This window comes from Variovorax paradoxus (genome assembly GCF_030811855.1).
In the GTDB taxonomy this organism is placed as follows: domain Bacteria; phylum Pseudomonadota; class Gammaproteobacteria; order Burkholderiales; family Burkholderiaceae_C; genus Variovorax; species Variovorax paradoxus_L.
Genome location: NZ_JAUSRN010000001.1, coordinates 718,219 through 744,712, shown reverse-complemented (window position 1 = coordinate 744,712; position 26,494 = coordinate 718,219). Strand labels below are relative to the sequence as shown.

General features: G+C 66.6%; 23 protein-coding genes. 19 read left to right on the top strand and 4 right to left on the bottom strand.

Translation table 11 applies throughout. The features are described from left to right. The first annotated feature begins 1 nt into the window (after nt 1). From J2X92_RS03770 to J2X92_RS03725, 10 genes are all read left to right on the top strand, one after another. The gene (locus tag J2X92_RS03770; RefSeq protein WP_307573481.1) at nt 2-562 is read left to right on the top strand and encodes a hypothetical protein; all 561 of its coding nucleotides are present in this window, start codon (nt 2-4) and stop codon (nt 560-562) included. A 409-nt stretch (nt 563-971) separates the two neighbouring features. Beyond that, on the top strand, nt 972-2,615 hold the full coding sequence (gene xdhA, locus J2X92_RS03765) for a xanthine dehydrogenase small subunit (RefSeq protein WP_307573479.1): 1,644 nt from the start codon (nt 972-974) through the stop codon (nt 2,613-2,615). A gap of 2 nt (nt 2,616-2,617) precedes the next feature. Beyond that, entirely contained in the window at nt 2,618-5,068 is a 2,451-nt protein-coding gene (xdhB, locus tag J2X92_RS03760; RefSeq protein ID WP_307573477.1) for a xanthine dehydrogenase molybdopterin binding subunit, read from the top strand. A gap of 126 nt (nt 5,069-5,194) precedes the next feature. After that, nucleotides 5,195-6,178: a LysR family transcriptional regulator gene (locus J2X92_RS03755; protein WP_055794873.1), complete on the top strand. Its 984-nt coding sequence runs from the start codon at nt 5,195-5,197 to the stop codon at nt 6,176-6,178. 77 nt (nt 6,179-6,255) lie between these two features. Then, the gene (locus J2X92_RS03750; protein ID WP_373424777.1) at nt 6,256-7,659 is read left to right on the top strand and encodes an NCS2 family permease; all 1,404 of its coding nucleotides are present in this window, start codon (nt 6,256-6,258) and stop codon (nt 7,657-7,659) included. Between the two features lie 100 nt (nt 7,660-7,759). Beyond that, nucleotides 7,760-9,289 (top strand): ABC transporter ATP-binding protein, encoded by a 1,530-nt coding sequence (locus J2X92_RS03745; RefSeq protein WP_307573474.1) that lies wholly within the window; start codon nt 7,760-7,762, stop codon nt 9,287-9,289. Continuing rightward, nucleotides 9,282-10,436 (top strand): ABC transporter permease, encoded by a 1,155-nt coding sequence (locus J2X92_RS03740; RefSeq protein ID WP_307573472.1) that lies wholly within the window; start codon nt 9,282-9,284, stop codon nt 10,434-10,436. Before J2X92_RS03745 ends, J2X92_RS03740 begins: the two co-directional genes overlap by 8 nt. Before the next feature lie 137 nt (nt 10,437-10,573). Beyond that, the gene (locus tag J2X92_RS03735) at nt 10,574-11,494 is read left to right on the top strand and encodes an ABC transporter permease (RefSeq protein ID WP_093016305.1); all 921 of its coding nucleotides are present in this window, start codon (nt 10,574-10,576) and stop codon (nt 11,492-11,494) included. Between the two features lie 49 nt (nt 11,495-11,543). After that, nucleotides 11,544-12,713, top strand: a complete 1,170-nt coding sequence (locus J2X92_RS03730) for a BMP family ABC transporter substrate-binding protein (RefSeq protein ID WP_093015455.1) — start codon at nt 11,544-11,546, stop codon at nt 12,711-12,713. Between the two features lie 62 nt (nt 12,714-12,775). After that, nucleotides 12,776-13,960 (top strand): amylo-alpha-1,6-glucosidase, encoded by a 1,185-nt coding sequence (locus J2X92_RS03725; protein ID WP_307573470.1) that lies wholly within the window; start codon nt 12,776-12,778, stop codon nt 13,958-13,960. Here the strand turns inward: J2X92_RS03725 and J2X92_RS29555 are convergent. Continuing rightward, a complete protein-coding gene (locus tag J2X92_RS29555) occupies nt 13,842-14,273 on the bottom strand; it encodes a c-type cytochrome (RefSeq protein WP_373424786.1) in 432 nt (143 codons plus the stop codon). The genes J2X92_RS03725 and J2X92_RS29555 overlap by 119 nt on opposite strands. A 122-nt stretch (nt 14,274-14,395) precedes the next feature. On the opposite strand from J2X92_RS29555, the gene J2X92_RS03720 reads away from it, so the two are divergent. Next, a complete protein-coding gene (locus tag J2X92_RS03720) occupies nt 14,396-15,460 on the top strand; it encodes an adenosine deaminase (protein ID WP_307573468.1) in 1,065 nt (354 codons plus the stop codon). Here the strand turns inward: J2X92_RS03720 and J2X92_RS03715 are convergent. Beyond that, complete coding sequence (locus J2X92_RS03715) at nt 15,421-16,719, bottom strand: MFS transporter (protein WP_307573467.1); 1,299 nt, start codon at nt 16,717-16,719, stop codon at nt 15,421-15,423. The two genes, J2X92_RS03720 and J2X92_RS03715, sit on opposite strands and share 40 nt — an antisense overlap. 98 nt (nt 16,720-16,817) lie before the next feature. On the opposite strand from J2X92_RS03715, the gene J2X92_RS03710 reads away from it, so the two are divergent. Next, on the top strand, nt 16,818-17,753 hold the full coding sequence (locus J2X92_RS03710) for a LysR substrate-binding domain-containing protein (protein ID WP_307573465.1): 936 nt from the start codon (nt 16,818-16,820) through the stop codon (nt 17,751-17,753). 73 nt (nt 17,754-17,826) lie between these two features. Then, on the top strand, nt 17,827-18,927 hold the full coding sequence (locus tag J2X92_RS03705) for a BMP family ABC transporter substrate-binding protein (protein ID WP_307573463.1): 1,101 nt from the start codon (nt 17,827-17,829) through the stop codon (nt 18,925-18,927). On the opposite strand, the gene J2X92_RS03700 is transcribed toward J2X92_RS03705, so the two are convergent. Continuing rightward, nucleotides 18,928-19,809 (bottom strand): LysR family transcriptional regulator, encoded by an 882-nt coding sequence (locus J2X92_RS03700; RefSeq protein WP_093015472.1) that lies wholly within the window; start codon nt 19,807-19,809, stop codon nt 18,928-18,930. 104 nt (nt 19,810-19,913) lie between these two features. Here J2X92_RS03700 and J2X92_RS03695 point away from each other — a divergent pair, with 104 nt between their 5' ends. The 6 genes from J2X92_RS03695 (at nt 19,914) to J2X92_RS03670 (ending at nt 26,165) form a co-directional block, all read left to right on the top strand. Continuing rightward, nucleotides 19,914-20,519 (top strand): short chain dehydrogenase, encoded by a 606-nt coding sequence (locus J2X92_RS03695; RefSeq protein ID WP_307573460.1) that lies wholly within the window; start codon nt 19,914-19,916, stop codon nt 20,517-20,519. After that, complete coding sequence (locus tag J2X92_RS03690; protein ID WP_307573458.1) at nt 20,516-21,499, top strand: hypothetical protein; 984 nt, start codon at nt 20,516-20,518, stop codon at nt 21,497-21,499. The genes J2X92_RS03695 and J2X92_RS03690 overlap by 4 nt, the downstream gene beginning before the upstream one ends. Before the next feature lie 84 nt (nt 21,500-21,583). Beyond that, nucleotides 21,584-22,870: a guanine deaminase gene (gene guaD, locus J2X92_RS03685; RefSeq protein ID WP_307573455.1), complete on the top strand. Its 1,287-nt coding sequence runs from the start codon at nt 21,584-21,586 to the stop codon at nt 22,868-22,870. Between the two features lie 99 nt (nt 22,871-22,969). Then, nucleotides 22,970-23,536, top strand: coding sequence for a dCTP deaminase (dcd, locus tag J2X92_RS03680; protein WP_307573453.1), 567 nt, complete (start codon nt 22,970-22,972; stop codon nt 23,534-23,536). 150 nt (nt 23,537-23,686) lie between these two features. After that, nucleotides 23,687-24,568, top strand: coding sequence for a KPN_02809 family neutral zinc metallopeptidase (gene ypfJ, locus J2X92_RS03675; protein WP_307573451.1), 882 nt, complete (start codon nt 23,687-23,689; stop codon nt 24,566-24,568). A 130-nt stretch (nt 24,569-24,698) separates the two neighbouring features. Beyond that, complete coding sequence (locus tag J2X92_RS03670; protein ID WP_307573449.1) at nt 24,699-26,165, top strand: DEAD/DEAH box helicase; 1,467 nt, start codon at nt 24,699-24,701, stop codon at nt 26,163-26,165. Nucleotides 26,166-26,174: 9 nt separating this feature from the next. Here the strand turns inward: J2X92_RS03670 and J2X92_RS03665 are convergent, their stop codons facing one another. Then, complete coding sequence (locus J2X92_RS03665; protein WP_307573447.1) at nt 26,175-26,399, bottom strand: hypothetical protein; 225 nt, start codon at nt 26,397-26,399, stop codon at nt 26,175-26,177. Nucleotides 26,400-26,494 lie beyond the last annotated feature (95 nt).

The following is a 26,494-nucleotide window of genomic DNA, read 5'->3' as shown; positions in this document are numbered from 1 at the left end:
CATGAGTCCCCGCAAACACGTCTTCGTCATTGCCGCCTTGGCCACCGCAGCGCTCACCGCCTGTGGTTCTCGCGGCCCCAGGGTTGCCGAAGCCGAACCGCCGGAGCCCACGGCCAATGACCGCAATGCGGTGATCCTGCCCGCCATCAGCTACGGCAAGACCACCAAGGGCGTGCAACTGACGAAGGCCGACGATGCATGCGATGTTCCCGCATCGCTGAATCAGGCCATCCAGGACCAATTGCTGGCGCCGTACGAGTTCGCAGTGCCGTCACCGTCGGCCAACCTGACCGGCGCACCGACCCTGCGCATCGAGATCACGGACATCCTGGCCAATGCCGGCGGGCTCTACGGCGGCCCCAAGATCGTTCAGCTGAACGGCGTGCTGGACCGCCCCGGCGCCGCGCCAGCCCAGTTCACGGCGCAGCGCCAGATGTTCATGTACTTCGGCATTCCACGCAGCACCTGCAGCATGGTGGGCGTGGTGACCTATGCGCTGGGCGGTGACATCGCCAAGTGGCTGCAAAAGCCAGTGGACGCAGCGAAGCTCGGAGAACTGTGAAGGAGGTCGCGAGCTTCTTACCCAGTTCGAGGCTTGCTTCGACCCGAGTTTCGTGTACTGCATTAGGAAGATCTCCTTCGTCATTCTTCTGGGCATTCACTGGCGCATGTTTGCGAACGTGCGCGACGGCAAGACATTCCTCGACACCGTCCAGCACGGTATGGTGGTCATCGGCGCGCTCGCAAGCATTTGCAAGCGGGTAATCACGGTAAAGAAGCGGCGCGTTGCGGTGCGTGCGACAACCGGTGCAGGTCATGGCCCGAGACTTGCTCTCACCCTTCAGGGTTTCTCCCTAGGTCGCATACCCGCGCCGACATACGCAATATGGTTCACGCGGTATGTGGGCCGGGGCGCAACCGGCTAACGTCCGGGCATGGCCGGGAAATCGGCCGCCCACGAGCCAAAAAGCATGAGCACAGAGCCCAAAAACATCCAACCGGTCCGTTTCTTCCATCGCGGCAAGATCGTCGAGGTCAGCGGTGTCCATCCGACCCGCTCGGTGCTCGACTGGCTGCGCGAGGACGCGCACTGCACGGGCACCAAAGAAGGCTGCAACGAGGGTGACTGCGGCGCCTGCACGGTCGTGATCGGAGAGCTGGCCACGGATGCCAGTGCCCCCGGCGCCATTGGTGGCCTGCAGTTGCAGACGGTCAACGCCTGCATCCAGTTCTTGCCCACTTTGCACGGCAAGGCGCTCTTCACGGTCGAAGACCTCAAGGACCAGTGCCCCGCCAATTCGCCCGCGGCCACCGAAGTGCAAGGACAGGACAAGCGCCCGCATCCCGTGCACCGCCTGCATCCGGTGCAGCAGGCCATGGTCGACTGCCATGGCTCGCAGTGCGGCTTTTGCACTCCGGGCTTCGTGATGTCGCTGTGGTCCGCATACGAGCACCACCAGGCCGAGGGCACCCAGCCCACGCGCCAGCAGCTGGCCGACGAGCTTTCCGGCAACCTGTGCCGATGCACTGGCTACCGGCCGATTCTGGACGCGGGCCAGCGCATGTTCGACCTGCCCGCGGTGCGGCTCGATACGGAACCCGTGGTGGCGGCGCTCACGGCCTTGCGCGGCAACGATGGTTTCGACTACGCCGCGCCGCTCGGCGCCCGGGTCGACCATTTCCATGCCCCCAGGACGCTGGCACAGCTGGCGGCGTTGCGCGAGCAGAAACCCGGTGCGCAGTTGCTCTCGGGCTCGACTGACGTCGGCCTGTGGGTGAACAAGCAGTTCCGCGACCTGGGCGACATCATCTACGTGGGCGACGTGGCCGAGCTGAAGACCATCGAAGTCCGCCAGAACGACACAGGCGGCGAGCTCTACATCGGCGCCGGCGCCTCGCTCGAATCGGCCTTCGAAGCCCTGGTGCAGCGCGTGCCCAGCCTCGAAGACGTGTGGCTTCGCTTTGCCTCGCCGCCCATCCGCCATGCCGGCACCATGGGCGGCAACGTGGCCAACGGCTCGCCCATCGGCGATTCGCCGCCGGTGCTGATGTCGCTCGACGCCGAGATCGAACTGCGCCGCGGCAACGCCGTGCGCCGCATGCCGCTGCCCGAGTTCTACATCGACTACATGAAGAACCAGCTGCAGCCCGGCGAATTCGTGCAGGCGCTGGCGGTTCCGCTCGCGGCCATGCAGCGCCAGGTTCGCGCCTACAAGATCAGCAAGCGCTTCGACTGCGACATCTCGGCGCTGTGCGCCGGCTTGGCGATCGAGCTGGAGCCAGGCAGCGACACGGTCAAGGCGGTGCGTCTCGCCTTCGGCGGCATGGCCGCCATCGTGAAGCGCGCAGCCAACGCGGAAGCCGCGCTCGTTGGCAAGCCATGGACCCAGGCCAGCGTGAACGCCGCCAGGCAGGCGCTCGCGCAAGACTTCCAGCCGCTGTCGGACATGCGCGCCTCGGCCGACTACCGCCTGCAGGTGGCGCAGAACCTGATCCAGCGCCTCTGGCTCGAAACCCGCACTGAAGACGCGCTGTCGCTCGAAGAGACCAGTGTGTGGAGCGCGATGCCGCATTCGACAACGATCAAGGCCGACAAGGCCGCGGAAGGGGTCTGACCATGAACAAACCCATCGACGCCCGCCTGCTGCAGCCCTCCGAGGCTTTTGCCGACTACCTCAAGAACACCGCCGCCCGCATCGATCAGGGCGCCGAAACCCTGGCGCACGACCAGGGCGCTCGCGTGGGCATCAGCCGGCCGCACGAATCGGCGCATCTGCACGTGGCCGGCGAGGCCACCTACATCGACGATATTCCCGAGATTGCCGGCACGCTGCATTGCGCGCTGGGCCTGTCGCCCGCGGCCAACGGGCGCGTGACGGCGCTGTCGCTCGATGCGATCCGCGCCATGCCGGGCGTCGTGTCGGTGCTCACCGCCGACGACATTCCGGGCAGCAACGACTGCGGCTCGATCGTCCATGACGACCCCATCCTGCTTTCGCTGAAGGACGGCGGCCAGATCCGCTACCTGGGCCAGCCGGTGTTCGCCGTGATCGCCGAAACGCGCGAGGCCGCACGCCGTGCCGCTGCGAAGGCCAAGGACGCCATCGCCGTCGACGCGGAGCCGCCCGTGCTCACGCCGCAGGACGCGCATGCGCGAGGCCGGTACGTGGTGCCGCCGATGCACATCGTGCGCAGCGGCGGCGCGGCCAACGAAGGCGACGAGGCCGCCGTGCGCGCCGCCATCGCCAAGGCGCCGCACCGCCACAAGGCCACGCTCGATGTGGGCGGGCAGGAGCAGTTTTATCTCGAAGGCCAGATCAGCTACGCCATTCCGAAGGAGGGCGGCGCGCTGCACATCCATTGCTCCACGCAGCACCCGAGCGAGATGCAGCACCTGGTGGCGCACGCGCTGCACCTGCAGTCGAACGAGGTGCATGTCGAATGCCGGCGCATGGGCGGTGGCTTCGGCGGCAAGGAATCTCAATCGGCGCTCTTTGCCTGCGTGGCCGCGGTGGCCGCCAGCAAGTTGCGCCGTCCGGTGAAGCTCAGGCTCGACCGGGACGACGACTTCATGATCACCGGCCGGCGCCACTGCTTCTGGTACGAGTACGAGGTGGGCTACGACGACGAAGGCCGCATCCTCGGTGCCGAAATCGTGATGGTCTCGCGCGCCGGCCACTCGGCCGACTTGTCGGGCCCAGTGATGACCCGGGCACTGTGCCACTTCGACAATGCCTACTGGCTGCCCAACGTGGCCATGCACGGCTACTCGGGCAAGACCAACACGCAGAGCAACACGGCCTTCCGCGGCTTTGGCGGCCCGCAGGGCGCCATCGCCATCGAGAACATCATGGACTCGGTGGCGCGCACACTGAGCCGCGATCCGCTCGACGTGCGGCGCATCAACTTCTACGGCAAAGCGGAGAACAACGTCACCCCGTATCGCCAGACCGTGACCGACAACATCGTGCACGAACTGGTGGCCGACCTCGAAGCCAGCAGCGACTACCGCGCGCGGCGCGAAGAGATCGCCGCCTTCAACGCGAAGAGCACGGTGCTCAAGCGCGGCCTGGCGCTGGCGCCGCTCAAGTTCGGCATCTCGTTCAACGTGAAGCATTTCAACCAGGCTGGCGCGCTGGTTCACGTGTACACCGACGGCTCGATCCTCGTGAACCACGGTGGAACCGAGATGGGGCAGGGCCTCAACACCAAGGTGGCGCAGGTGGTGGCGCACGAGCTGGGCGTGAGCTTCGAGCGCGTGCGAGTCACCGCGACCGACACCACCAAGGTGGCGAACACCTCGGCCACGGCCGCATCGACCGGCGCCGACCTGAACGGCAAGGCTGCGCAGGATGCGGCGCGCCAGATCCGCGAGCGCCTGGCCGAAAGCGCGGCCGAGCGCCACGGCGGCAAGGCGAGCGAGGTGCGCTTCGCCAACGACAAGGTCGAGGTCAACGGCCGCTCGCTGGCCTTCAGCACCGTGGTGGGCGAGGCGTACCTCGACCGCAAGCAGCTGTGGTCCGACGGCTTCTACGCCACGCCGGGCCTCAGCTGGGACAAGGACAAGATGCAGGGCCGCCCGTTCTACTACTACGCCTATGGCGCGGCGGTGAGCGAGGTGATCGTCGACACGCTCACCGGCGAATGGAAGCTCTTGCGCGCCGACATCCTGCACGACGCGGGCAAGTCGCTGAACCCGGCCGTGGACATCGGCCAGGTCGAAGGCGCCTTCATCCAGGGCATGGGCTGGCTCACGACCGAGGAGCTGGTGTGGCATCCGAAAAGCGGCATGCTCACCACGCACGCGCCCAGCACCTACAAGATCCCGACCGCCAACGATTGCCCGCCGGTGTTCAACGTGCGCCTGTTCGAAGGCCAGAACTTCGAGGACTCGATCCACCGCAGCAAGGCCGTTGGCGAACCGCCGCTTCTGCTGCCGTTCTCGGTGTTCTTCGCGATCCGCGACGCGGTGTCGGCGGTCGGCGGCCACAAGGTCGATCCGCCGCTCCAGGCACCGGCCACGAGCGAGTCGATCCTGCGCGCGGTCACCGCCGTCCAGTCCGCATAGCCAACCATAGACTTTGGCGCATGTCCAAAGTCCTCGCCATGCCCTACGCCCCGACCCCCTTCGCGAAACACCGCGGAACCGGCCATGTTTCGCCGGGATTGCGGCCCGCTGCCGTAGGGGAATGCCATGCGTGATCAGGCCCTCTTCGACAAGATCGATCTCCATCTGATCCGGGTGCTTCACACCGTGCTGACCGACCGCAGCGTCTCGCGCGCCGCCATCCGCCTGGGCATGTACCAGCCGGCCGTCTCGGCCGCGCTGAAGCGCCTGCGCGAGCTGTCGGGCGACCCTCTGCTGGTGCGCTCGGGCTCCGGCATGGTGCCGACCGATGCGGGGCTGCGGATGATCGAGCCCGCGGCAAGCATCCTGCGCGCGGCCGAGATGCTGTTCTCCGATGCGCGCGGCTTCGAGCCGCAGTCGGCGGCCACCACCTTTCGCATTGCCGCGAGCGACTACATGGACCCGCTCTTCCTGCCGATGCTGGTGGCGCACGTGAAGCGCGAAGCACCCCTCTGCCAGATCGAGATCCACGCGCTATCTCCCGACTCGGACTACCACGGCCATCTGGCGCTCGGCCAGGTCGATCTGGTGATCGGCAACTGGCAGAAGCCCCCGGAAGACCTGCACATGGCGCGGCTCTTCGGCGACGAGGTGGTGTCGCTGGTGAACCAGGACCATCCGGCGGTGCGCCGCGGCTGGGACCTGGAGACCTGGCTCGCGGCCGAGCACATTGCGCCCACGCCCATGCATCCCGGGGGGCGCGGCATCATCGACCAGATGCTCGACGAGCTCGGGCGGCAGCGCAACATCACGGCGCGCTGCGCGCACTTCAGCCTCATTCCCGACATGGTGGCCTCGAGCCTGCTGGTGCTGACGACCGGGCGCCAGTACTGCGAGCGCTTCGCGGCGCGGCTGCCGGTGAAGATTCTCGACTGCCCGGTCGCGCTGCCGCGCCTCATGTACTACCAGCTCTGGCACGAGCGCACCCACTCGTCGAGCTCCGCGCGCTGGCTGCGCGAATGCATCAAGGGCGTGGCTTCGTCGCTGCGGCCTACGCCCTCGACGCCCGTGTCGCGTCTTGCGTTGACTGAATTCCCGGATCCGCCCTGAAGCCTTCGGCCGCGCCGGCGACGCGGCACGGGCAACGATGAATCAATCGCCAAATACAACAGCTGGAGACAAGCGACATGAACAGGTTTGAAGAGGTGCCCAAGGTCACCGACTCCCGTGCCTCGGGGAGCACCGAGGCCGCGCGCCCGCGCAGCGCGCCATACAGCCCACCGTACAGCGCAAACTGGCTTGAGCGAATGTTCAAGCTCACCGAGCACAACACCACGGTGCGCACCGAGGTCATAGCAGGACTCACCACCTTCCTGACGATGGCCTACATCATCTTCGTGAACCCGTCGATCCTCGGCGACGCGGGCATGCCGAAGGGCTCGGTCTTCGTGGCCACCTGCCTGATTGCGGCGGTGGGCACGCTGATCATGGGCTTGTACGCCAACTACCCGATCGCGATGGCGCCGGGCATGGGGCTCAACGCCTACTTCGCCTACGTGGTGGTGCTGGGTATGGGCTACACGTGGCAGGTGGCGCTGGGCGCGGTGTTCATCTCGGGCTGCCTGTTCCTGATCGTCACGGTCACGGGGTTGCGGGAGCTTTTCATACAGGGCATACCGCAGTCGTTGCGAACGGCGATCACCGTGGGCATCGGCATGTTCCTGGCGCTCATCGCGCTCAAGAGCGCAGGCGTGGTGGCGGCATCGCCGGCCACCTTCGTCACGCTGGGCGACCTGCATTCGGCGCCGGTGGTGCTGGCAACGCTGGGCTTCCTGGTCATCGTGGTGCTCGACCGGCTCAAGGTGCGCGGCGCCATCCTGATCGGCATCATGCTGGTGACGGTGCTGTCTTTCTTCTTCGGCGGCAACAAGTTCCATGGCGTGTTCGACGCGCCGCCGTCCATCGCGCCCACCTTCATGCAGCTGGACATCCTGGGCGCGCTCAAGGGCGGCATCCTGAACGTGGTGCTGGTGTTCTTTTTGGTGGAAATGTTCGACGCCACCGGCACGCTGATGGGCGTGGCCAAGCGCGCCGGCCTGCTCGTGCCCGGCAAGATGGAGCGCATGAACAAGGCGCTCTTGGCCGACAGCGGCGCCATCTTCGCGGGCTCGCTGCTCGGCACTTCGAGCACCACCGCCTATGTGGAAAGCGCGGCCGGCGTGCAGGCGGGCGGCCGCACCGGCCTCACGGCGGTGGTGGTGGCGGTGCTGTTCCTGGCGTGCCTCATGATCTCGCCGCTGGCGGGCTCGGTGCCGGCCTATGCCACCGCACCGGCGCTGCTCTTCGTTGGCTGCCTGATGCTGCGCGACCTGGTCGAGCTCGAATGGGAAGACACCACCGAAGTGATCCCGGCGGTCGTGACCGCGCTGGCCATGCCTTTCACCTATTCGATTGCCAACGGCCTGGCCTTCGGCTTCATTACCTACGCGGTGCTCAAGCTCTTCACCGGGCGGGCACGGGAAGTGCATGCAATGGTCTGGGTGATCGCGGCGATCTTCCTGTTCAAGTTTGCCTATGTAGGAGGACACTGAGCGGGCCCGTCGGGCGCCGTTGGCCGCGGGCACGCCATTAGACTTGCAGCCATGTTTTCCGCTTGTTGCTGTTGAACGAGACAACCCCACCGAACCCGGCATGACAACTCCCAGACTCCAGCTTGCGAACATCACCAAGCGCTATCCAGCGGTGGTGGCGAACAGCGACATTTCGCTGGCCGTCGCGCCCGGCGAGATTCACGCCGTGCTCGGCGAGAACGGCGCCGGCAAATCGACCCTGATGAAGATCATCTACGGCTCGGTCAAGCCCGACGAAGGCACGGTCACCTTCGACGGCCAGGCGGTGGCGCTGCGCAACCCGCAGCAGGCGAGGGCGCTGGGCATCAGCATGGTGTTCCAGCACTTCAGCCTGTTCGATACGCTCACCGTGGCCGAGAACGTGTGGCTGGGCCTGGACAAGTCGCTGCAGCTGGCCGAAGTGGCGCGCAGCATCACGGCCAAGGCGAGCGAATACGGCCTGGACATCGACCCCTCGCGGCCGGTGCACACGCTGTCGGTGGGCGAGATGCAGCGGGTCGAGATCATCCGCGCGCTGCTCACCAACCCCAAGCTGCTGATCCTCGACGAGCCGACCTCGGTGCTCACGCCGCAGGCGGTGGTCAAGCTTTTCAGCGTGCTCAACAAGCTGGCTTCGGAAGGCTGCAGCATCCTCTACATCAGTCACAAGCTGCACGAGATCCGCGAGCTGTGCACGGCCTGCACGGTGCTGCGCGGCGGCAAGGTCACAGGCGTGTGTAATCCACAGAACGAAAGCAACGAGTCGCTCTCGCGCCTGATGATCGGCAGCGAGCCGCCGCCCTTGCAGCACCGTCCGGTGCATGCGGGCGCGGTGGCGCTGCGGGTCAACGCGCTCACGCTGGCGCGCGAAGACCAGTTCGGCGTCGACCTCGACGGCATCTCGTTCGAGGTGCGCGCCGGCGAGGTGGTCGGCATTGCGGGCGTGTCGGGCAATGGCCAGAAGGAGCTGCTCTACACGCTCTCGGGCGAGGACGTGCGTGCCGAAGCGGCCATGGTGCAGGTGTTCGACAAGCCGGCCGGCCGGCTCCGGCCGCGCGCCCGGCGCGCCATGGGCCTGCACTTCGTGCCCGAGGAGCGGCTGGGCCGCGGCGCGGTGCCCACGCTGGGGCTCGCCCACAACCTGCTGCTCACGCGCAGCAACGCCGTGGGCAAGGGCGGCTGGATCCGCACGGCGGCGCTTGAAAAGCATGCCAAGGCGATCATCACGCGCTTCAACGTCAAGGCCGGCGGGCCCGGCGCGGCGGCGCGTTCGCTCTCGGGCGGCAATCTACAAAAGTACATCGTCGGCCGCGAGATCGACGCCAACCCCAAGCTCTTCATCGTCTCGCAGCCGACCTGGGGCGTCGATGTGGGCGCGGCCGCGCTGATCCGCAGCGAGATTCTTGCGCTGCGCGACGCAGGCTGCGCGGTGCTGGTGGTCAGCGAAGAACTCGACGAGCTGTTCGACATCAGCGACCGGCTGCACGTGATTGCCAAGGGCCGGATGTCGCCGTCGATCGACCGCGCGGCCGCCACGCTGCCGCAGATCGGCGAATGGATGAGCGGTCTTTGGGAAGGACAGAAGAACAAGAAGGAGGCGACCCATGTTTAAGCTCGAACCCCGTCCGGAGCTTTCGCGCTTCTGGACTTTTGCCTCGCCGATTCTTGCGCTGCTCATCACGGTGCTGATCGGTGTGGCGCTGTTCGCCGCGCTCGGCAAGGACCCGATCAAGGGCCTGCTGGTGTTCTTCTACGAGCCCATCAAGAGCGGCTACGCGATCGGCGAGCTGACGATCAAGGCGACGCCGCTGCTCATCATCGCGCTCGGGCTGGCGGTGTGCTTCCGTTCCAACGTGTGGAACATCGGCGCCGAGGGCCAGTTCGTGTTCGGCGCCATTGCCGCGGGCGGCGTCGCGCTGCTGGCGGACAAGACCACCGGCTCGTGGATCGTGGTGGCCATCCTGGTCGCGGGCACGGTCGGCGGCATGGTGTGGGCCGGCATCGTCGCGTTCCTGCGCGACAAGTTCAACGCCAACGAGATTCTGGTGAGCCTGATGCTGGTGTACGTGGCCACGTTGCTGCTCGGCTATATGGTGTTCGGTCCCTGGAAGGATCCGCACGGCTACAACTTTCCGCAGTCCAAGACCTTCGAGGCGGTGACGCAGATTCCGCGACTCTTCAAGGGTTCGCGCGTGAGCATCGGGCTGATCATCGCGCTGCTGGGCGTCGGCGCGCTTTGGGTTTTCTTGTTCCGCACGCGGGCGGGTTTTGCGCAGCAGGTCGGCGGGCTCGCGCCGGCGGCCGCGCGTTACGCGGGCTTCTCGGCGCGGCGCGCCATCTGGATCGCGCTGCTCACCTCGGGCGGCGCGGCGGGCCTGGCCGGCGCGCTCGAAGTGGCGGGTCCGCTGGGCCAGCTCACACCGTATGTGCCGGCGGGCTACGGCTTCGCGGCCATCATCGTGGCCTTCGTGGGCCGGCTGCATCCGGTTGGGATGGTGTTCTCGGCCATCCTCATGAGCATGTTCTACATCGGCGGCGAGCTTGCGCAGTCGCGCCTTGGCCTGCCGAAGTCGCTCACGGGGGTGTTCCAGGGGCTGCTGCTCTTCACGCTGCTGGCCTGCGACACGCTCATCGCCTATCGCATCCGGGGCAAGGCGGCCCTCAAGGCACCAACGGCCGGAGGGGCGACGTCCTCGCTGCAGGCCAGCACGCCGATCACCGCGCCTGCTGTTGCGCGTTCGACCGAAGGGGCACTCTAGGATGAACGCCTGTTTCTCTATTCAACGCGCTGTGCGTGCTTGTTCGGGGCGCGATCCCGCCGACGGGGTACCCGGTGGCCTGTGCACGCACCACGAACAAGAGCATCAAGCAAGCCACCCGCGCTGGAGTAAATGACATGGACAGCTACGCACTCTTGCTAGGCTCCACCCTGAGCGCCGGAACGGTCCTCGCAATCGCGGCACTGGGCCTTCTGATCAACGAAAAGGCCGGCATCGTCAACCTCGGGGCCGAGGGCATGATGCTCTGCGCCGCCATCGCAGGTTTTGCGACCGTGGTCATCACGCACAACCCTTGGCTCGGCTTCCTCGCCGGCATGGCGGCAGGCGCCTTGCTTGCCGCGTTCTTCGGCGTGCTGGTGATCTGGCTCAACACCAATCAGTACGCCACCGGCCTGGCGCTCAGCCTCTTCGGCGTCGGCTTCTCGGCGTTCCTGGGCATCAACTTCGTGCAGGCCAAGCTGCCCGAGAGCGTGTCTTACGCGGTGCCGGTGCTCAGCGATATTCCGCTCATTGGGCCGGCGCTTTTCCGCCATCACCCGATGGTCTATTTTGCGGTGGTGCTGACCTTTGGCCTCATCTGGTTTCTCTACCGCACACGCGCCGGGCTGGTGCTGCGCTCCGTCGGCGAGTCGCCCGAATCGGCGCATGCGCTCGGCTACCCGGTGCGGCGCATCCGCTTCCTTGCGGTCATCGTCGGCGGCGCGCTGTGCGGGCTGGCGGGCGCGTACCTGTCCACTGTCTATACGCCGCTGTGGGTCGAGGGCATGGTGGCGGGCCGCGGCTGGATCGCGCTGGCGCTCACCACCTTTGCCACCTGGCGACCGATCCGCGTGCTGCTGGGCGCCTACCTGTTCGGCGGCGTCTCGATGCTCGGCTTTCATCTGCAGAGCAGCGGCGTCGACGTGCCGCCGCAGTTCCTCAGCATGCTGCAGTACATCGCGCCCATCGTGGTGCTGGCGCTGATTTCGCGCAATCCTGCCTTCATTCGCATCAACATGCCGGCCTCGATTGGGAAGCCGTTCTACCCCGGCTCATAATCTCGCTTCTCGATTTCCGCCAACCTGTCCTTTTTGAGGATTTCCGACAATGAATGATCTGAACAAGCGCTCCCTGCTCAAGCTGGCCGCCCTCACGGCGGTCGCTTCGGCGGCCCTGATCGGCTGCGGCAAGAAAGAGGAAGCCGCTGCACCGGCCGCGACGCCCGCACCGGCGCCGGCACCCACTGCCGCCGCCCCGGCACCGGCTGCGCCGCTCAATATCGCATTCGCCTACATCGGCCCGGTGGGAGACGGCGGCTGGACCTTCGCGCACGACAACGGCCGCAAGGCGCTCGAGAAGGAATTCGGCGACAAGATCAAGACCACCTTCGTCGAAAGCGTGCCCGAGGGCGCCGACGCCGAGCGCGTGTTCCGCGACATGGTCGGCCAAGGCAACAAGCTGATCTTCGGTACCACCTTCGGCTACATGGAGCCCATGCTCAAGGTGGCCACCGACAGCAAGGACGTGAAGTTCGAACATGCCACCGGCTACAAGACGGCCGAGAACATGCGCACCTACGACAGCCGCACCTATGAAGGCGCCTACATGGCCGGCGTGATCGCCGGTGCCATGACCAAGACCAACACGCTCGGCGTGGTGGGCTCGGTGCCCATCCCCGAGGTGCTGCGCAACATCAACAGCTTCACGCTCGGCGCCCAATCGGTCAACCCCAAGATCACCACCAAGGTGGTGTGGGTCAACGAATGGTTCAGCCCGCCGAAGGAAACCGAAGCCGCCACCGCGCTCATCAACGGCGGCGCCGACGTGCTGTTCCAGAACACCGACTCGCCCGCCGTGCTCAAGACCGCACAGGAAAAAGGCAAGCGCGCCTTCGGTTGGGATTCCGACATGACCGCCTACGGCCCCAAGGCCCACCTGGCCTCGGCCACCATCAACTGGGCCCCGTACTACATCAAGGCCACCAAGGACGCGCTCGAAGGCAAGTGGGCAACCGGCCAAAGCTGGTGGGGCGTGAAGGAAGGCGCCATCGACATCGTCTCGATCGCCGAAGACGTGCCGGCCGAAACCAAGGCCAAGGTCGAGGAAGTGAAAAAGGGCCTGAAGGACGGCAGCTTCGTGATCTGGAAGGGTCCGATCCTCGGCCAGGACGGCAAGGAAGTGGTCGCCAAGGACGCCGTGGCCGACGACAAGTTCCTGTCGGGCGTGAACTTCTACGTCAAGGGCGTCGAAGGCAAGGTGCCGGGCGACAAGAAGTAATCGCAGCGCGTACTTCGGCACGCGTAAATAATGGGTCGCCCGCGGGCGACCTTTTTTTTTGAATGACCCATCTCGACGCATCCCATCTCGCGCTGATCGACGACTGCACCCAAGCCTCGATCCAACTCCTGGAACGCAACCTCACGCCGCACGGTATCCTGGCCGCCAGCCGCACCAAGGCGGCCGTGGCGCGGCGCTACACGCGCATCTTCGGGCGCGACGCCGCCATCTGCGTGATGGCGATGTGTGGCAGCGGCGTGGCCGCGCTCGAAGAGGGCGCGGTGGCCAGCCTCGATGCGCTCGCGGCCCAGCAGGCGGCCAACGGGCAGATTCCCAAATACGTCGACCCCGAAGGGCAGGATGCCGATTTCTGGTACTTGGGCTGCATCGACGCGACGCTGTGGTGGCTGATTGCGGTGGACCACGTGCGGCGCCACGGCAAGGTCGGCGCTTCGCATTGGAGCGGCGGGGTGGAGCGCGCCATCGGCTGGCTGCTGGCGCAGGAGCACCAGCACTTCCGCCTCCTGCAGCAGAACGAGGCCAGCGACTGGGCCGACATCATGCCGCGCTCGGGCTACGTGCTGTACACCAATGCGCTCTGGTATGAGGTGAAGCGCCGCTTCGCGCTCGACCACGCCGAAGCCACCGAGCACCATTTCAACCACCTGTTCCATCCGTACCAACAGGACCTGCCCGAGTACCACCGCGCCCGGCTGCTGCGGCACTATGCGCGCCGCGGGCGAACGGATCCGGGCCTATATCTCAGCTTCGTCAATCTCTCCTTCGTCGGCAACGAGGGAGACGTGTTTGGCAACGTGCTGGCCATACAGAGCGGGTTGGCCGATTCCGCGATGGCCAACCGAATCGTCAAAACCATCGCCGCGGCGCGCGCGTGCGATCCGTACCCGCTGCGCGTGGTGCTGCATCCGCTGACGCGCGAGCACGAACTGTGGCGCCCCTACATGGCACGCCATCAGCAGAACGTCGTGCACCAGTACCACAACGGCGGAATCTGGCCCTTCGTCGGCGGCTTCTGGGTCATGGCGCTGGCGCGCCTGGGTCTGCATGACATGGCCTGGCCCGAGCTCGCGCGCCTTGCGCATGTGAACCATCTCGGCGGCTGGCGCTTCACCGAATGGTTCCACGGCCGCACGCTGGCGCCGATGGGCATGGCGGGCCAGAGCTGGAATGCCGCGACCTTTCTGCTCGCGCGGCGCGCATTGCAGGAGGACGCGGCAGCGTGGTGAGAGTTATCGGGATGGCGCCGGCTGGGAAAGAATCCACCCGGCCAGGGCCTTTTGCCTCCGTATCGGTCACGTGCGACTGGCGGGGCATGATGACGCGTCCCCAGGCGCCAACGCTGCCGTCCCGAATCTTGGCCGCCAAATGGGATGGCGCCGCCGGGTCATTGCCATAGCGGCCGGCAATTTGCGCGAACCCGGGGCCGACCTGCTTGCGCGTCAAGCCATGGCAGGCCAGGCACCCATGCTCGCGCGCCAGCGCTTCTGCGCCGCCCGCCGTGGCCGAGAAACCGGGAAGAGGTATCAGCAACGGGGCCATCAGCGCGAGGTGAAGAAGTCTCAAGATCGGCATGGCACGCATGGGCCGTATACGTTCTGGCGCATCTCCAAGGGGGCGGCTGCGCTTATGCTGTGCGAAATCACAACGTCGATTTTCCCACCATGACCGATTACCGACCCCTCTTCGACAAGAGCTTCGGCGAGAAGATCTCCGCCGACCGCCTGCCCGAGCTGCTGCGCATCATGCCCAAGGCCGAGCTGCACATGCACATCGAAGGCTCGCTGGAGCCCGAGCTGATCTTCGCGCTCGCGCAGCGCAACGGCGTGGCCATTCCCTATGCGAGCGTCGAAGACCTGCGCAAGGCCTACGCCTTCACCAATCTGCAGAGCTTCCTGGACATCTACTACGCCGGCGCCAGCGTGCTGCTGAAGGAGCAGGACTTCTACGACATGGCCTGGGCCTACCTGGAGCGCGCCGCGGCCGACAACGTGGTGCACACCGAGATGTTCTTCGACCCGCAGACGCACACGGCGCGCGGCGTGCCGATGGAGGTTGTGGTCAACGGCCTGCACCGTGCGTGCGCCGATGCACAGCCGAAGCTCGGCGTGAGCGCGGCGCTCATCCTGTGCTTCCTTCGCCACCTGAGCGAAGAAGAAGCCTTCGAAACGCTGGAGCAGGCGCTGCCCTTCCGCGACAAGTTCATCGGCGTGGGGCTCGACTCAAGCGAGGTCGGCCATCCGCCCGAGAAGTTTGCACGCGTGTTCGCGCGCTGCCGCGAACTGGGTTTTCACCTTGTCGCGCATGCGGGCGAAGAAGGGCCACCGGCCTACGTGTGGAGCGCGCTCGACGTGCTCAAGGTGGAGCGCGTCGATCATGGCGTGCAGAGCGCGAAAGATCCCGCGCTGATGAAGCGGCTCGCGCAAGACCGCATTCCGCTCACCGTGTGCCCGCTGTCGAATCTCAAGCTCTGCGTGTTCCCCGATCTGGCGCAGCACAACCTCGGCGCGCTGCTGGACGCAGGGCTGGTGGCTACCGTCAATTCGGATGATCCGGCCTACTTCGGCGGCTACATGAACCAGAACTTCACGCAGACCTTCGCGGCCACCGGGCTCGGCGTGCAGCACGCGTGGCAGCTTGCCGCCAACAGCTTCGAAGGCAGCTTCATCGACGGGGCCGCCAAGCGCGCTTACGTCGATCGGCTCAACGCCGTTTTCGCGAGCTTCTGATCGGCAACGGCGGCCCGCGGCACCAGCAGCGGCATCGCGACCAGGGCGCAGGCGCTCGCCGCGAGCCACACCAGCGGCCAGCCCTGCAGCGCGAGCAAGTGCGGGATCGAGAAGGGCGTGATGAAGCACACCAGGAACACGCTGGTGTTCGCCATGCCGAGTGCGGTGCCCGCGCGGGTCGCGCCGGCCAGCGTGGCGAGTTCGGTGTAGGCCACGCCGTGCCATGCCGACACGCAGACGCCGCTCGCCGCCAGCAGCACCACCAGCGCGATGCGTAGTGCTGATGAATCGGCGGCGTGTGTGCCCGCGCACAGCACCAGCAATGCGAGCCCCGCGAACAGCAGCACGCTGAGTGCGCTGCAGGCGCGCAGGTAGGCCGGGCGGTTGCGCCGGCGGTCGGTCCAGCGGCCACTCCACACGCGCATCACCATCGCCCCGACCTGCACGAACACCATGGTGGCCGTGATGGTTGCAAGGCCCGCATGGCCGAAGTCATGCAGAAACACCGTGCCGAAAGACAGCACCGCGAACTGCGGCGCACAAAGAATGCCGATGCCGGCCACGATGCGCCAGATACGCGCATCGCGCAAGGGACCGCGGCCCTTCGGTGCGCCCGATGTTTCGGCGGTATTGGCGCGCGGCGCCATCGGCGGCTCGTGCACCCAGGCCCAGCTCATTGCCGCACTGAGCGTGCACAGAAGCGCCAGCAAGCCGTAGAGCGCGGCAAAGCCGAAATGCAGCGCCACGAAGGGCAGCACCAGCGCACCGATGCCACCGCCCAGTGGCACAGCCGTCTGCCGGATGCTCATCGCAAGGCCGCGTTCGCCCGCTTCGAACCACGTCATGACCGCGCGGCCGCTGGCACCGTTGACGCTGCCCCCAAGCAGGCCGACCAGCAACAACCCGCCGCAAAGCCAGCCCAGACCCGGAATCTGCTGTGCGCTCGGCGCGGCCCAGATCGCCATCGCCACCAATGCGGCCGCGGTGGTGCCCAGGCCCGTGAGCAGCACTGGCCTGTCTCCCCAGCGGTCGGTCAAGAGCCCCCATGGCAGTTCGCTCACCGCGATCCCCAGGCCCATGAGGCCGAGCACCAGGCCGAGCGTCGCGTTGTCGAGCTGGTAGCCGGTGCGCATGAGTACCGCGGTCATGGGGATGCCGCTGAAGGCCACGGAGAAAGCTGCATTGGCGGCCACGCCCGCGGCCAGCACTTTCCAGCGGTGGCGGCGTGGGTAAGACGGGGAGGAGATCGAGTGCGTCATGTCGAGGCGCAGTGTCCGCCCTTGCAAAGGTTTTGAAAATCAGAAAATAATGATCCGATCGTTCGATAAAACAGGACGATTGAACAAGGAAGAAATCCATGTCCCAGGTGATGTTCGATCTCGATGTGCTGCGCAGTTTTTCCACCGGTATGGCACTCGGCAGCTATGCGCGGGCGGCCGACAAGCTGGGGCGCTCGACGTCGGCCGTGAGCGCGCAGCTCAAGAAACTCGAGGCGCAGGCCGGCGCCGTGCTCTTCCGCAAGGCCGGGCGCGGGCTGGAGCTCACCGACGCGGGCGAAACGCTGCTCGCCTACGCGCACCGCATGCTCGAGCTCAACGAAGAAGCCGGCGCCGCCATGCGCGGGGTGGACCTGCAGGGCTGGGTGCGGCTCGGCCTGCAGGAAGACTTCGGCGAGACGCTGCTGCCTGCCGTGCTCGGCCGTTTTTCAAGGGCACACCCCAAGGTGCGTATCGAAGCCTGCGTGGCGCGCAGCGCGGAGCTGCGCGAGCGGCTCGAACTCCGGCAGCTCGACCTTGCCCTGGTGTGGGACACCGGCGATCAGATGACGCCGCACGGCGAGCGCGTGGCGCGCCTGCCTTTGCAGTGGATCGGCCCCCGGGCGCCCGATGCGCTCGACGCGGCCTGGTGGAAGGAACGCGAGCGCCGGCCCGGCACGCGCAAGAGCAAGGAGCCGCTGCCGCTGGTGCTGCTCGATGCGCCGTGCCCGCTGCGCGACATCGTCACCGCCGCGCTCGATCGCGCAGGCACGCCGTGGCGCCATGCATTCACCAGCGCCAGCCTCGCGGCACTGTGGGCCGCTACATCGGCCGGGCTGGGGCTCTCGGTGCGCACGCCCTTCGGGCTGCCCGCGCACGTGCGCGCCATCGACCGCACGACGGTCGGCCTTCCGGCGCTGCCGCAGATGTCGCTCACGCTCTATCGCGCACAGGCCGCGGCCGAGGCGCCGGTGGGCCGGCTGGCCACGCTGCTGCTCGAAGCCGTGCGCCAGCATGTGCAGCCCGTGGCGCACTAAAATCCGCACCCCGCAGCCGGGCGTCCCGGCCGGCTGCGGGTTTTGCTTTTCCGGGGCCATGTAGAGGACCACCATGTACAAAAACCTCGCGGGCCGCGCCGTTCTGGCGTGGATGGCCGCTTGCTTTTTATCTCCCGCCTTTTCTCAAGCGCAAGCGCCGAAAGAGCCGCTGAAGATCGGCTTCGTCTACGTCACGCCGGTGACCGACGCTGGCTGGGTGCGCCAGCACGAAGAAGGCCGCAAGGCCGTGGAAGCAGCGCTGAGCGGCAAGGTCAAGACCACCTTCGTCGAGAACGTGCCCGAAGGCGCGGACGCCGAGCGCGTCATCCGCGATCTGGCGCAGCAGGGCAACCAACTGATCTTCACGCCCAGCTTCGGCTACATGGAGCCGACGCTCAAGGTGGCGCGCGACTTTCCCGAGGTGAAGTTCGAGTCCATCACCGGCTACAAGGCCGCGGCCAATGTGGCGACTGCGAATGCGCGCTACTACGAGGGACGCTATCTCGCGGGCATTGCGGCAGGCCGCATGACCAAGACGAACATCGCGGGCTACGTGGCGGGCTTTCCGATTCCCGAGGTGCTGCAGGGCATCAACGCGTTCACGCTCGGCATGCGTTCGGTGAATCCGAACGCCAAGATCGTCGTGGTGTGGCTCAACGAGTGGTTCGATCCGCCGAAGGAGCGCGATGCCGCCATGGCGCTGTTCAACCAGAACGCCGACGTGCTCGCCTTTCACACCGGTTCCACCGCCGTCATGGCCGCGGCGCAGGAGCGCGGCAAGATGGCCGTGGCCTACCACTCTGACATGCGCAGGATCGCGCCCGATGCGCAGATCGTCGCGGTCACGCACGAGTGGGGCGGCTACTACACGCAGCGCGCCCGTGCCGTGCTTGACGGCAGCTGGAAGAGCGGCAATGTCTGGGGTGGCGTGAAGGACGGAATGATCCGCGTCGGCGACTTCGGCAGCAAGGTGCCCCAGGCCGTGCAGCAGGAGGTGCTGGCGCGGCAGAAGGACATTGCCGCGGGCAAGCTGCAGCCGTTCCGCGCGGCGGCGGGTGACGTGCGCGACAACGAGGGCCGTGTCGTCATCGCCAAGGGCGTCCAGCTGAACGACGAGCAGATCCTGAAGATGAACTGGCTCGCCGAGGGCGTGCAGGGGCGCGTTGGGCGATAGCTAGCCCAGCCTTTCGACGACGAAGTCGACAAAGGTGCGCAGCTTGGCGCTGGGGCGGGCTTCGGGCAGTCGCATGATGTGCACTTGGCGCGTCGGAAGCTCCCACTTGGGCAGCAGCTGAACCACCTGGCCCGAAGCCAGCGCGGGGCCGAGCAATGCATCGGCCTGCACGATCACACCCACGCCCGCCATCGCGGCTGCCAGCAACGCCTGCCCGTTGTTGGTGGAAAACGGGCCGCGCACGGGGACATGCACTGTCTTGCTGCCCTGCGTGAAGCGCCATGAGTGGTTCGTCCCCCAGGCCGCAAAGCCCAGGAGCGGAAAAGCTTCGAGCTCCGATGGATGTCGGGGCTGGCCGTGGCGCGCGACCCAGGCCGGGCTTGCAACCGCGAACATGCGCGCCAATGCGAGCGGCCGCGCAATGAGCCGTTCGTCGACGGCCGCGCCCGATCGCACGCCACAGTCGAAGCCCTCTTCGGCAAGATCGACCACGCGGTCGTTCAGGCTCAGGTCCACCTTGACCTGCGGATAAGCGGCGATGTACTCGGCAATGACGGGTGTGAGGCGGTGTGCGCCATAGGCGACGGGCGCCGTCACGCGCAGCACGCCCTGCGGCATGGCCCGCAGCGATTCCGCCACGCCGTCCGCCGTGTGCACGCTCGCGAGCACGTCCCGGCAGCGCTCCAGGTAGGCGGCGCCGATCTCGGTCAGGGCGTGGCGCCGCGTGGTGCGTTCGAGCAGGCGGGCGCCAAGCTGCTCCTCGAGCGCGCGGATGTGCTTGCCCACCATCACGGCCGAGAGATCGAGCGCCTCGGCAGCGGCGGCAAAGCTCCCCGCGTCCACCGTTGCGACGAACACCTCCATGGCGCGCAGCTTGTCCATATTGAGAACCCATAGTTTCGAATTGCCGAACCGGATGGCAATTTATCAAACTATCAATTCGCAAAACAATGAGCCTTCACGATTCATTTTTTAGCGAGGTTTGCATGAAGGTTCTTGTTGTGGGCGCGACCGGCGCCGTGGGCAGCGCGGTGGCGCAGGCGCTGGCCGAGCGCGGGCATGAGGTGGTGCGCGCGGGCCGCACGCGTGGCGATCGGCAGGTCGACATCACGAGCGATGCGAGCGTCGAGGCGCTGTACGCGGCGGTAGGGCGAGTCGATGCGATCGTGTCGGCGGCCGGGGGCCTGTTTTTCGGACCGCTCGCCGAAATGAGGCCGGCCGATTTCAACATTGGCCTGCAGGACAAGCTGCTCGGCCAGGTGCGCCTCGCACTGCTGGGCCAGCACCTTCTGGCAGATGGCGGCTCGATCACGCTGACCACGGGCGTAGCGGCAGACGATCCGGTTCGCGGGGGAGCCAACGCGGCTGCCGTGAATGCGGCGGTCGAGGGTTTCGTGAAAGGCGCAGCCATCGAACTGGCGCGCGGCCTGCGCATCAATGCGGTGAGTCCGACGCTGCTGACCGAATCGTCGGCCGCGTATGGCGCGCTCTTTCCGGGCGTCGAAACCGTACCGGCCGCGCGCGTGGCGCTGGCCTATGTGCGCAGCGTCGAAGGCCCATTGACGGGGCGCGTGTTTCGCGTGTGGCAATGAGCAGGCGCACGCGACTGGCGGGCGCGCTGCTCGCGCTCGCCGCGATGGCGGCAAGCGCCGCACCTCCCGCCGTACAGGCGCTGCCCGAGGACTGGTATCCGGAAAGCGTCGCCATCGGGCCGGATGGTTCGTTCTACGTCGGCAGCTGGCGCCAAGGCGCGGTGGCCAGATTGAAGCCGGGTCTCGCGCCGAAGGCCGAGGTGCTCGTGAAGCCCGGCGCCAATGGATTGGCGAACGGGCAGGGCGTGCTGGTGGATGCCAGGCATCAGGCCCTCTGGGTTTGCTCGGGCAACATTGGCTTCACCACGGTGCTGCAGACGCCGAGCGCACTCAAGCGCTACGACCTGGCCACGGGCGCGCCGCGCGCGAGCTATGCCATGCCCGATGCGGGCTACTGCAACGACCTTGCGCAGGACGCGCGCGGCAACATCTACGTGACCGACTCCTTGCACCCGCGCGTGCTGCGGTTCACGCCGGGCGCTGCCGCGCTCACGGTCTGGAAGGAAGATCCGGCGCTGGCCGGCCCCGGCCCCTACAAGGGCCTGAACGGCATTGCGATCGACAGCGGGCGAAACGTGTACGTGAGCCTCGTGGCGGCCGCCTCCTACCTGCTGCGCATCGACCTCGGCACCGACGGCCGCGCCGGCGGTGTCAGCCGCATCGAGGCCCCGCGAGTGATGAAGAACGTCGACGCGATCCGAGCCTGGAAGCCCGGGCGGCTGGTGCTGTTCGAGAGCAATGCCTTCGGCGACGGCCCCTACGGTGGACAGGTCACCGTGGCGCGCGCCGACGGCGCGAAGCTGGCGCTGCAGACGGTGGTGGCGGGGCTCAACGACCCGTCGTCGGGCGCGGTGCTGGGCGACCGGGTCTACTTCATCGAATCGAAGTACCCGCTGCTGACCCAGCGCAAGGACGGCGATGCGGCGGTTCCGCTCGGCGTGCCCTTCGACATCCAGTCGCGTGCCTTACCGTCGGATTGAGGATTGAAGTGGGGACGGTATATAGCACTCATATGCGCATGGAAATTGCGGCGCTGCGGGGCTGGTTTACCCTCCGCAGCAACGATGAAAAAAGCCTACCGCGCCTCCCTCCTGCGATTCGACGACGCCGGCCTGCCGGTTTTCGATGAAGACGGCCTGCTGGTCGTCGGACCCGACATCGCTGGCCGCCAGCGCGTGCTCGATGCCGGCAGCCATGCTGCCGTGTCGCCGCGCCATCCCGATGCCGCAGTGACGCATCTGCCGGGGCGCATCCTCGCGCCGGGCTTCGTGGACATGCACATCCACTTTCCGCAGACCGACATCATCGGCGCGCCGTCGCCCGGGCTCCTGCCCTGGCTCGAGAACTACACCTTTCCCGCGGAAGCAAAATTTGCCGACGCTGCGCATTCGAACGAAGTGGCCGACGTGTTCTTTGATGAGCTGCTGCGCAACGGCGTGACCACTTCGCTCACCTTCGCGACGTCGCACGTCGCGTCGGTCGATGCCTTTTTCGAAGGCGCGCAGCGCCGCGGCCTGCGCATGATCAGCGGCAAGGTGCTGCAGGACCGGCATTCGCCCGATGGCGTGCGCGACCAGACCGAGCAGAGCCTCATCGACTCCGAGTCGCTGATCCGCAAGTGGCACAACGTCGATCGCCTGGGCTACGCCATCACGCCGCGCTTCGCGCCCGCGAGCACCGATGCCCAGATGCGCGGCGCGGGGGAGCTGGCCGCGAAATATGCCGACACGTGGATCCAGTCGCACGTGGCCGAGAACCGCGACGAGGTGGCGTGGGTGCGCGAGCTCTATCCGCAGGCGCGTTCTTATCTCGACGTGTATGCCGGCTTCGGCCTCATGCGCGAACGCGCCGTCTATGCGCATTGCATCTACCTGGACGACACCGACCGTGCGTTGTTGCGCGACACGAAGACGGCCGCTGCCGTGAGCCCGACCAGCAACCTGTTCCTGGGCAGCGGCTTCTTCGACTTCGACGCGGCCGACCGCGTCGGCTACCTCTACGGCCTGGCCAGCGACGTGGGCGGCGGCACCAGCTTCAGCCCCTTCCACACGATGATGGCGGCCTACTACGTGGGCCGAGAGGGGCAAACCAAGACCGGCCTGAGCATCGCCCCTTCGCAGCTGTGGTGGCGCCACACCGGCGGCGCGGCGCGCGCGCTGGGGCTCGATGGCGTCATCGGCAATCTGCAGCCCGGCTGCGAGGCCGACTTTCTGGTGCTCAATCCGGCGGCCACGCCTCTGCTGGGGCGCAAGACCGCACTGGCAAACAACCTCGAGGAACTGCTCTTCTCGATGATCGTGCTGGGCGACGACCGGCTGGTCGAACGCACGGTGATTTCGCAGGCGGGGTAGCAGCCCCGGAAGCTTGCGAGGACGCCAAGGCAGGGGCTGGGCCATGGCGCATGCCACAATTCGCGCCATTCCCCCCGCAGCAGCAATCAGCGACCGCATATGAGCATCAAGAGCGACAAATGGATCCGGCGCATGGCCGAGAAGAACGGCATGATCGAGCCCTTCGAGCCCGGCCAGGTGCGCGAGGCCGCCGGCCACAAGATCATCAGCTACGGCACCTCGAGCTACGGCTACGACATCCGTTGCGCGCCTGAATTCAAGGTCTTCACCAACATTCACAGCACCGTGGTCGATCCGAAGAACTTCGACGAGAAGAGCTTCGTCGACATGCACGGCGACTACTGCATCATTCCGCCCAACAGCTTTGCGCTGGCCCGCACGGTCGAGTACTTCCGCATCCCGCGCAACGTGCTCACCATCTGCCTTGGCAAGAGCACCTATGCGCGCTGCGGCATCATCGTCAACGTGACCCCGTTCGAGCCCGAATGGGAAGGCTACGTGACGCTCGAATTCAGCAACACCACGCCGCTGCCCGCCAAGATCTACGCGGGCGAGGGTTGCGCGCAGGTGCTGTTCTTCGAGAGCGACGAGGTCTGCGAAACCAGCTACAAGGACCGCGGCGGCAAGTACCAGGGTCAGCGCGGCGTGACGCTTCCCAAGGCTTGATAGGCCTCGGGGTACCCTTCGCGTACCTCATTTCCGACGGCGTCCCCGCAGGCATGCAAATGCCTGTTTTGCTTACAAGGCACCGGCACGGACAAAGTACCATCCAGCGACGCTCCGGCACACTTCTGCAAGGCCGGCAAGGAGACCGCGATGAGATGGGAAGGCAACGAACAATCCGACAATGTCGAGGACCGCCGCAGTGAGGGTGGCGGTGGCGGCAGTTTCATCGGCGGACGCAGCATCGGCATCGGCACCATCGCGGTCGCGCTGGTCGCGGGCTGGATCTTCGGCATCAATCCGCTGACCGTGCTCAGCATGCTGAGCGGCGGCGGTGGCGAGCAGGTCCAGGTGCAGCAGCAGCAAGGCCCCGCACCCAAGCCGCCTTCGGGCGACCGCGAAGCGGCCTTCGTCTCGACCGTGCTCAAGAACACCGAAGTGGTCTGGACGAATATCTTCCGGCAGAACGGCGGCGCCTACCAGGCGCCCCGGCTGGTGCTGTTCCGAGGTGCCACGCCCACGGCGTGCGGTACTGGCCAGGCCGCCATGGGGCCGTTCTACTGCCCCGGCGACAAGAAGGTCTACATCGATCTCGGCTTCTACGACACGCTCAAGAACCAGCTCGGCGCGCCCGGCGAATTTGCGCAGGCGTATGTCATTGCGCACGAGGTCGGCCACCACGTGCAGGACGAGCTCGGCGTGACCGCCAAGGTGGACGGCATGCGCGGCCGCCTGAGCCAGGCGCAGAACAACGCACTGAGCGTTCGCGTCGAGCTGCAGGCCGACTGTTTTGCCGGCATCTGGGCGCACCATTCGCAAGAGTCGAAGAAGTGGCTGGACCCGGGCGACATCGAGGCCGCGATGAACGCCGCGCAGAAGATCGGCGACGACGCATTGCAGCGTTCCGCGGGCCGCGCCGTGGTGCCGGACAGCTTCACCCACGGGTCCAGCGCGCAGCGCCAACGGTGGTTCGGCGCCGGCTATCAGAGCGGCGACGTCAAGTCCTGCGACACCTTCAACACACGCAATCTTTGAGGCCCGGGTCGTGAAGCGCCCGTGGCTGCTTGTATCGGCGCTATGAAATAAGTAGCAATGCCGCTATCGCGGGCGTTGTCACGCGCCCGTCACTGCCATTTTTTGCGGCAGTGCGACAATAGAAGGCTTAATGACAAGCTCCTTCTCCAATCTATCGCTGGCGGCACCGCTGGCGCGCGCCGTAGCCGAAATGGGCTACGAGACCATGACTCCCATCCAGGAGCAGGCCATTCCGGTCGTGCTTTCGGGCCAGGACGTGATGGGCGCAGCGCAGACCGGCACCGGCAAGACCGCGGCTTTTTCGCTGCCCTTGCTACAGCGCATGCTCAAGCACGAGAACTCGTCCACGTCGCCCGCGCGGCACCCGGTGCGTGCACTGGTGCTGCTGCCCACGCGCGAACTGGCCGACCAGGTGGCCCAGCAGGTCAAGCTGTACGCCAAGTACACCAACCTGCGCAGCACCGTGGTGTTCGGCGGCATCGACATGAAGCCGCAGACCCTCGAACTCAAGAAGGGCGTCGAAGTGCTGGTGGCCACGCCGGGCCGGCTGCTCGACCACATCGAAGCCAAGAACGCCGTGCTCAACCAGGTGGAGTACGTGGTGCTCGACGAGGCCGACCGCATGCTGGACATCGGCTTTCTGCCCGATCTGCAGCGCATCCTGAGCTACCTGCCCAAGCAGCGCACCACGCTGTTGTTCTCGGCCACCTTCTCGCCCGAGATCAAGCGGCTGGCCGGCAGCTACCTGCAGAACCCGGTCACCATCGAAGTGGCGCGGCCGAACGAAACGGCGTCCACCGTCGAGCAGCACTTCTACAGCGTCAGCGACGACGACAAGCGCCGCGCGCTCAAGCAGATCGTCAAGCAGCGCGGCATCACGCAAGCCTTCGTGTTCGTCAACAGCAAGCTCGGTTGCGCGCGCCTCGCACGCTCGCTGGAGCGCGATGGCCTGCGCACCACCGCGCTGCATGGCGACAAGAGCCAGGACGAACGCCTGAAGGCGCTCGCCTCGTTCAAGGCCGGCGAAGTCGATCTTCTGGTGTGCACCGACGTCGCGGCCCGCGGCCTCGACATCAAGGACGTGCCGGCGGTGTTCAACTTCGACATTCCGTTCAACGCCGAAGACTACGTGCACCGCATCGGCCGCACCGGCCGTGCCGGTGCGTCGGGCCTGGCCGTGAGCTTTGCCAGCGGGGGCAACGATGCGCGCCTGGTGGCCGACATCGAGAAGCTGATCAAGAAGAAGATCGAGCTCGAACCCGTCGAGTTCGAGGAAGACAATCCGCGCGGCCGCATCAACGACGGCCGCCGCCATTGGCGCGAGGAAGGCGAGGCCGGCGACGCACGCGACGTGCTCGACCAGCCGCGCGAACGCAGCAGCATCGGCGCCGATGCGCGTCGCGGTGGCGGGCGCCCGCACCGCGCGCCCTCAGCACCGCGCGATCCGTTCTTCGACAAGCCCTACGAAGCGGGCCAGGCCGACGCCACCCCCGCCTGGGAAGCCGCCGCCAAGGCCGCGCCCGCGCGCGGCATCTCGAGCAACATCAAGACCAAGCGCAAGGTCGCGGCCCTCTTCAAGAGCGCCGAGACCAACTGACGCCGGGCCCTATCGCCACCCGCGGTGCCATCCGTAGCGCGGGTGGTGCCAGCCATATCCGTAGCGCGGGTGGTAGTTCCACACGAAGCCCACGCCTGGCGCTGCATAGGTTGGTGCCACATAAGTAACGCCAGGAGGCGCGGCATAGACCGGCTGCGCCGGTGCGACCACGCAACCGGTGAGAACGACGGCGGCCAGCGAGGCGGCCGAGAGGGCGAGAATGGGCAGTCTCATGGGATGCTCCTGGGACGAGTTGATCGATATTCCCAAGAAACGCCTTGCCGCACCGTCGGATGACCTCCTTTACCCGCGAGAAATAATGTGACTGG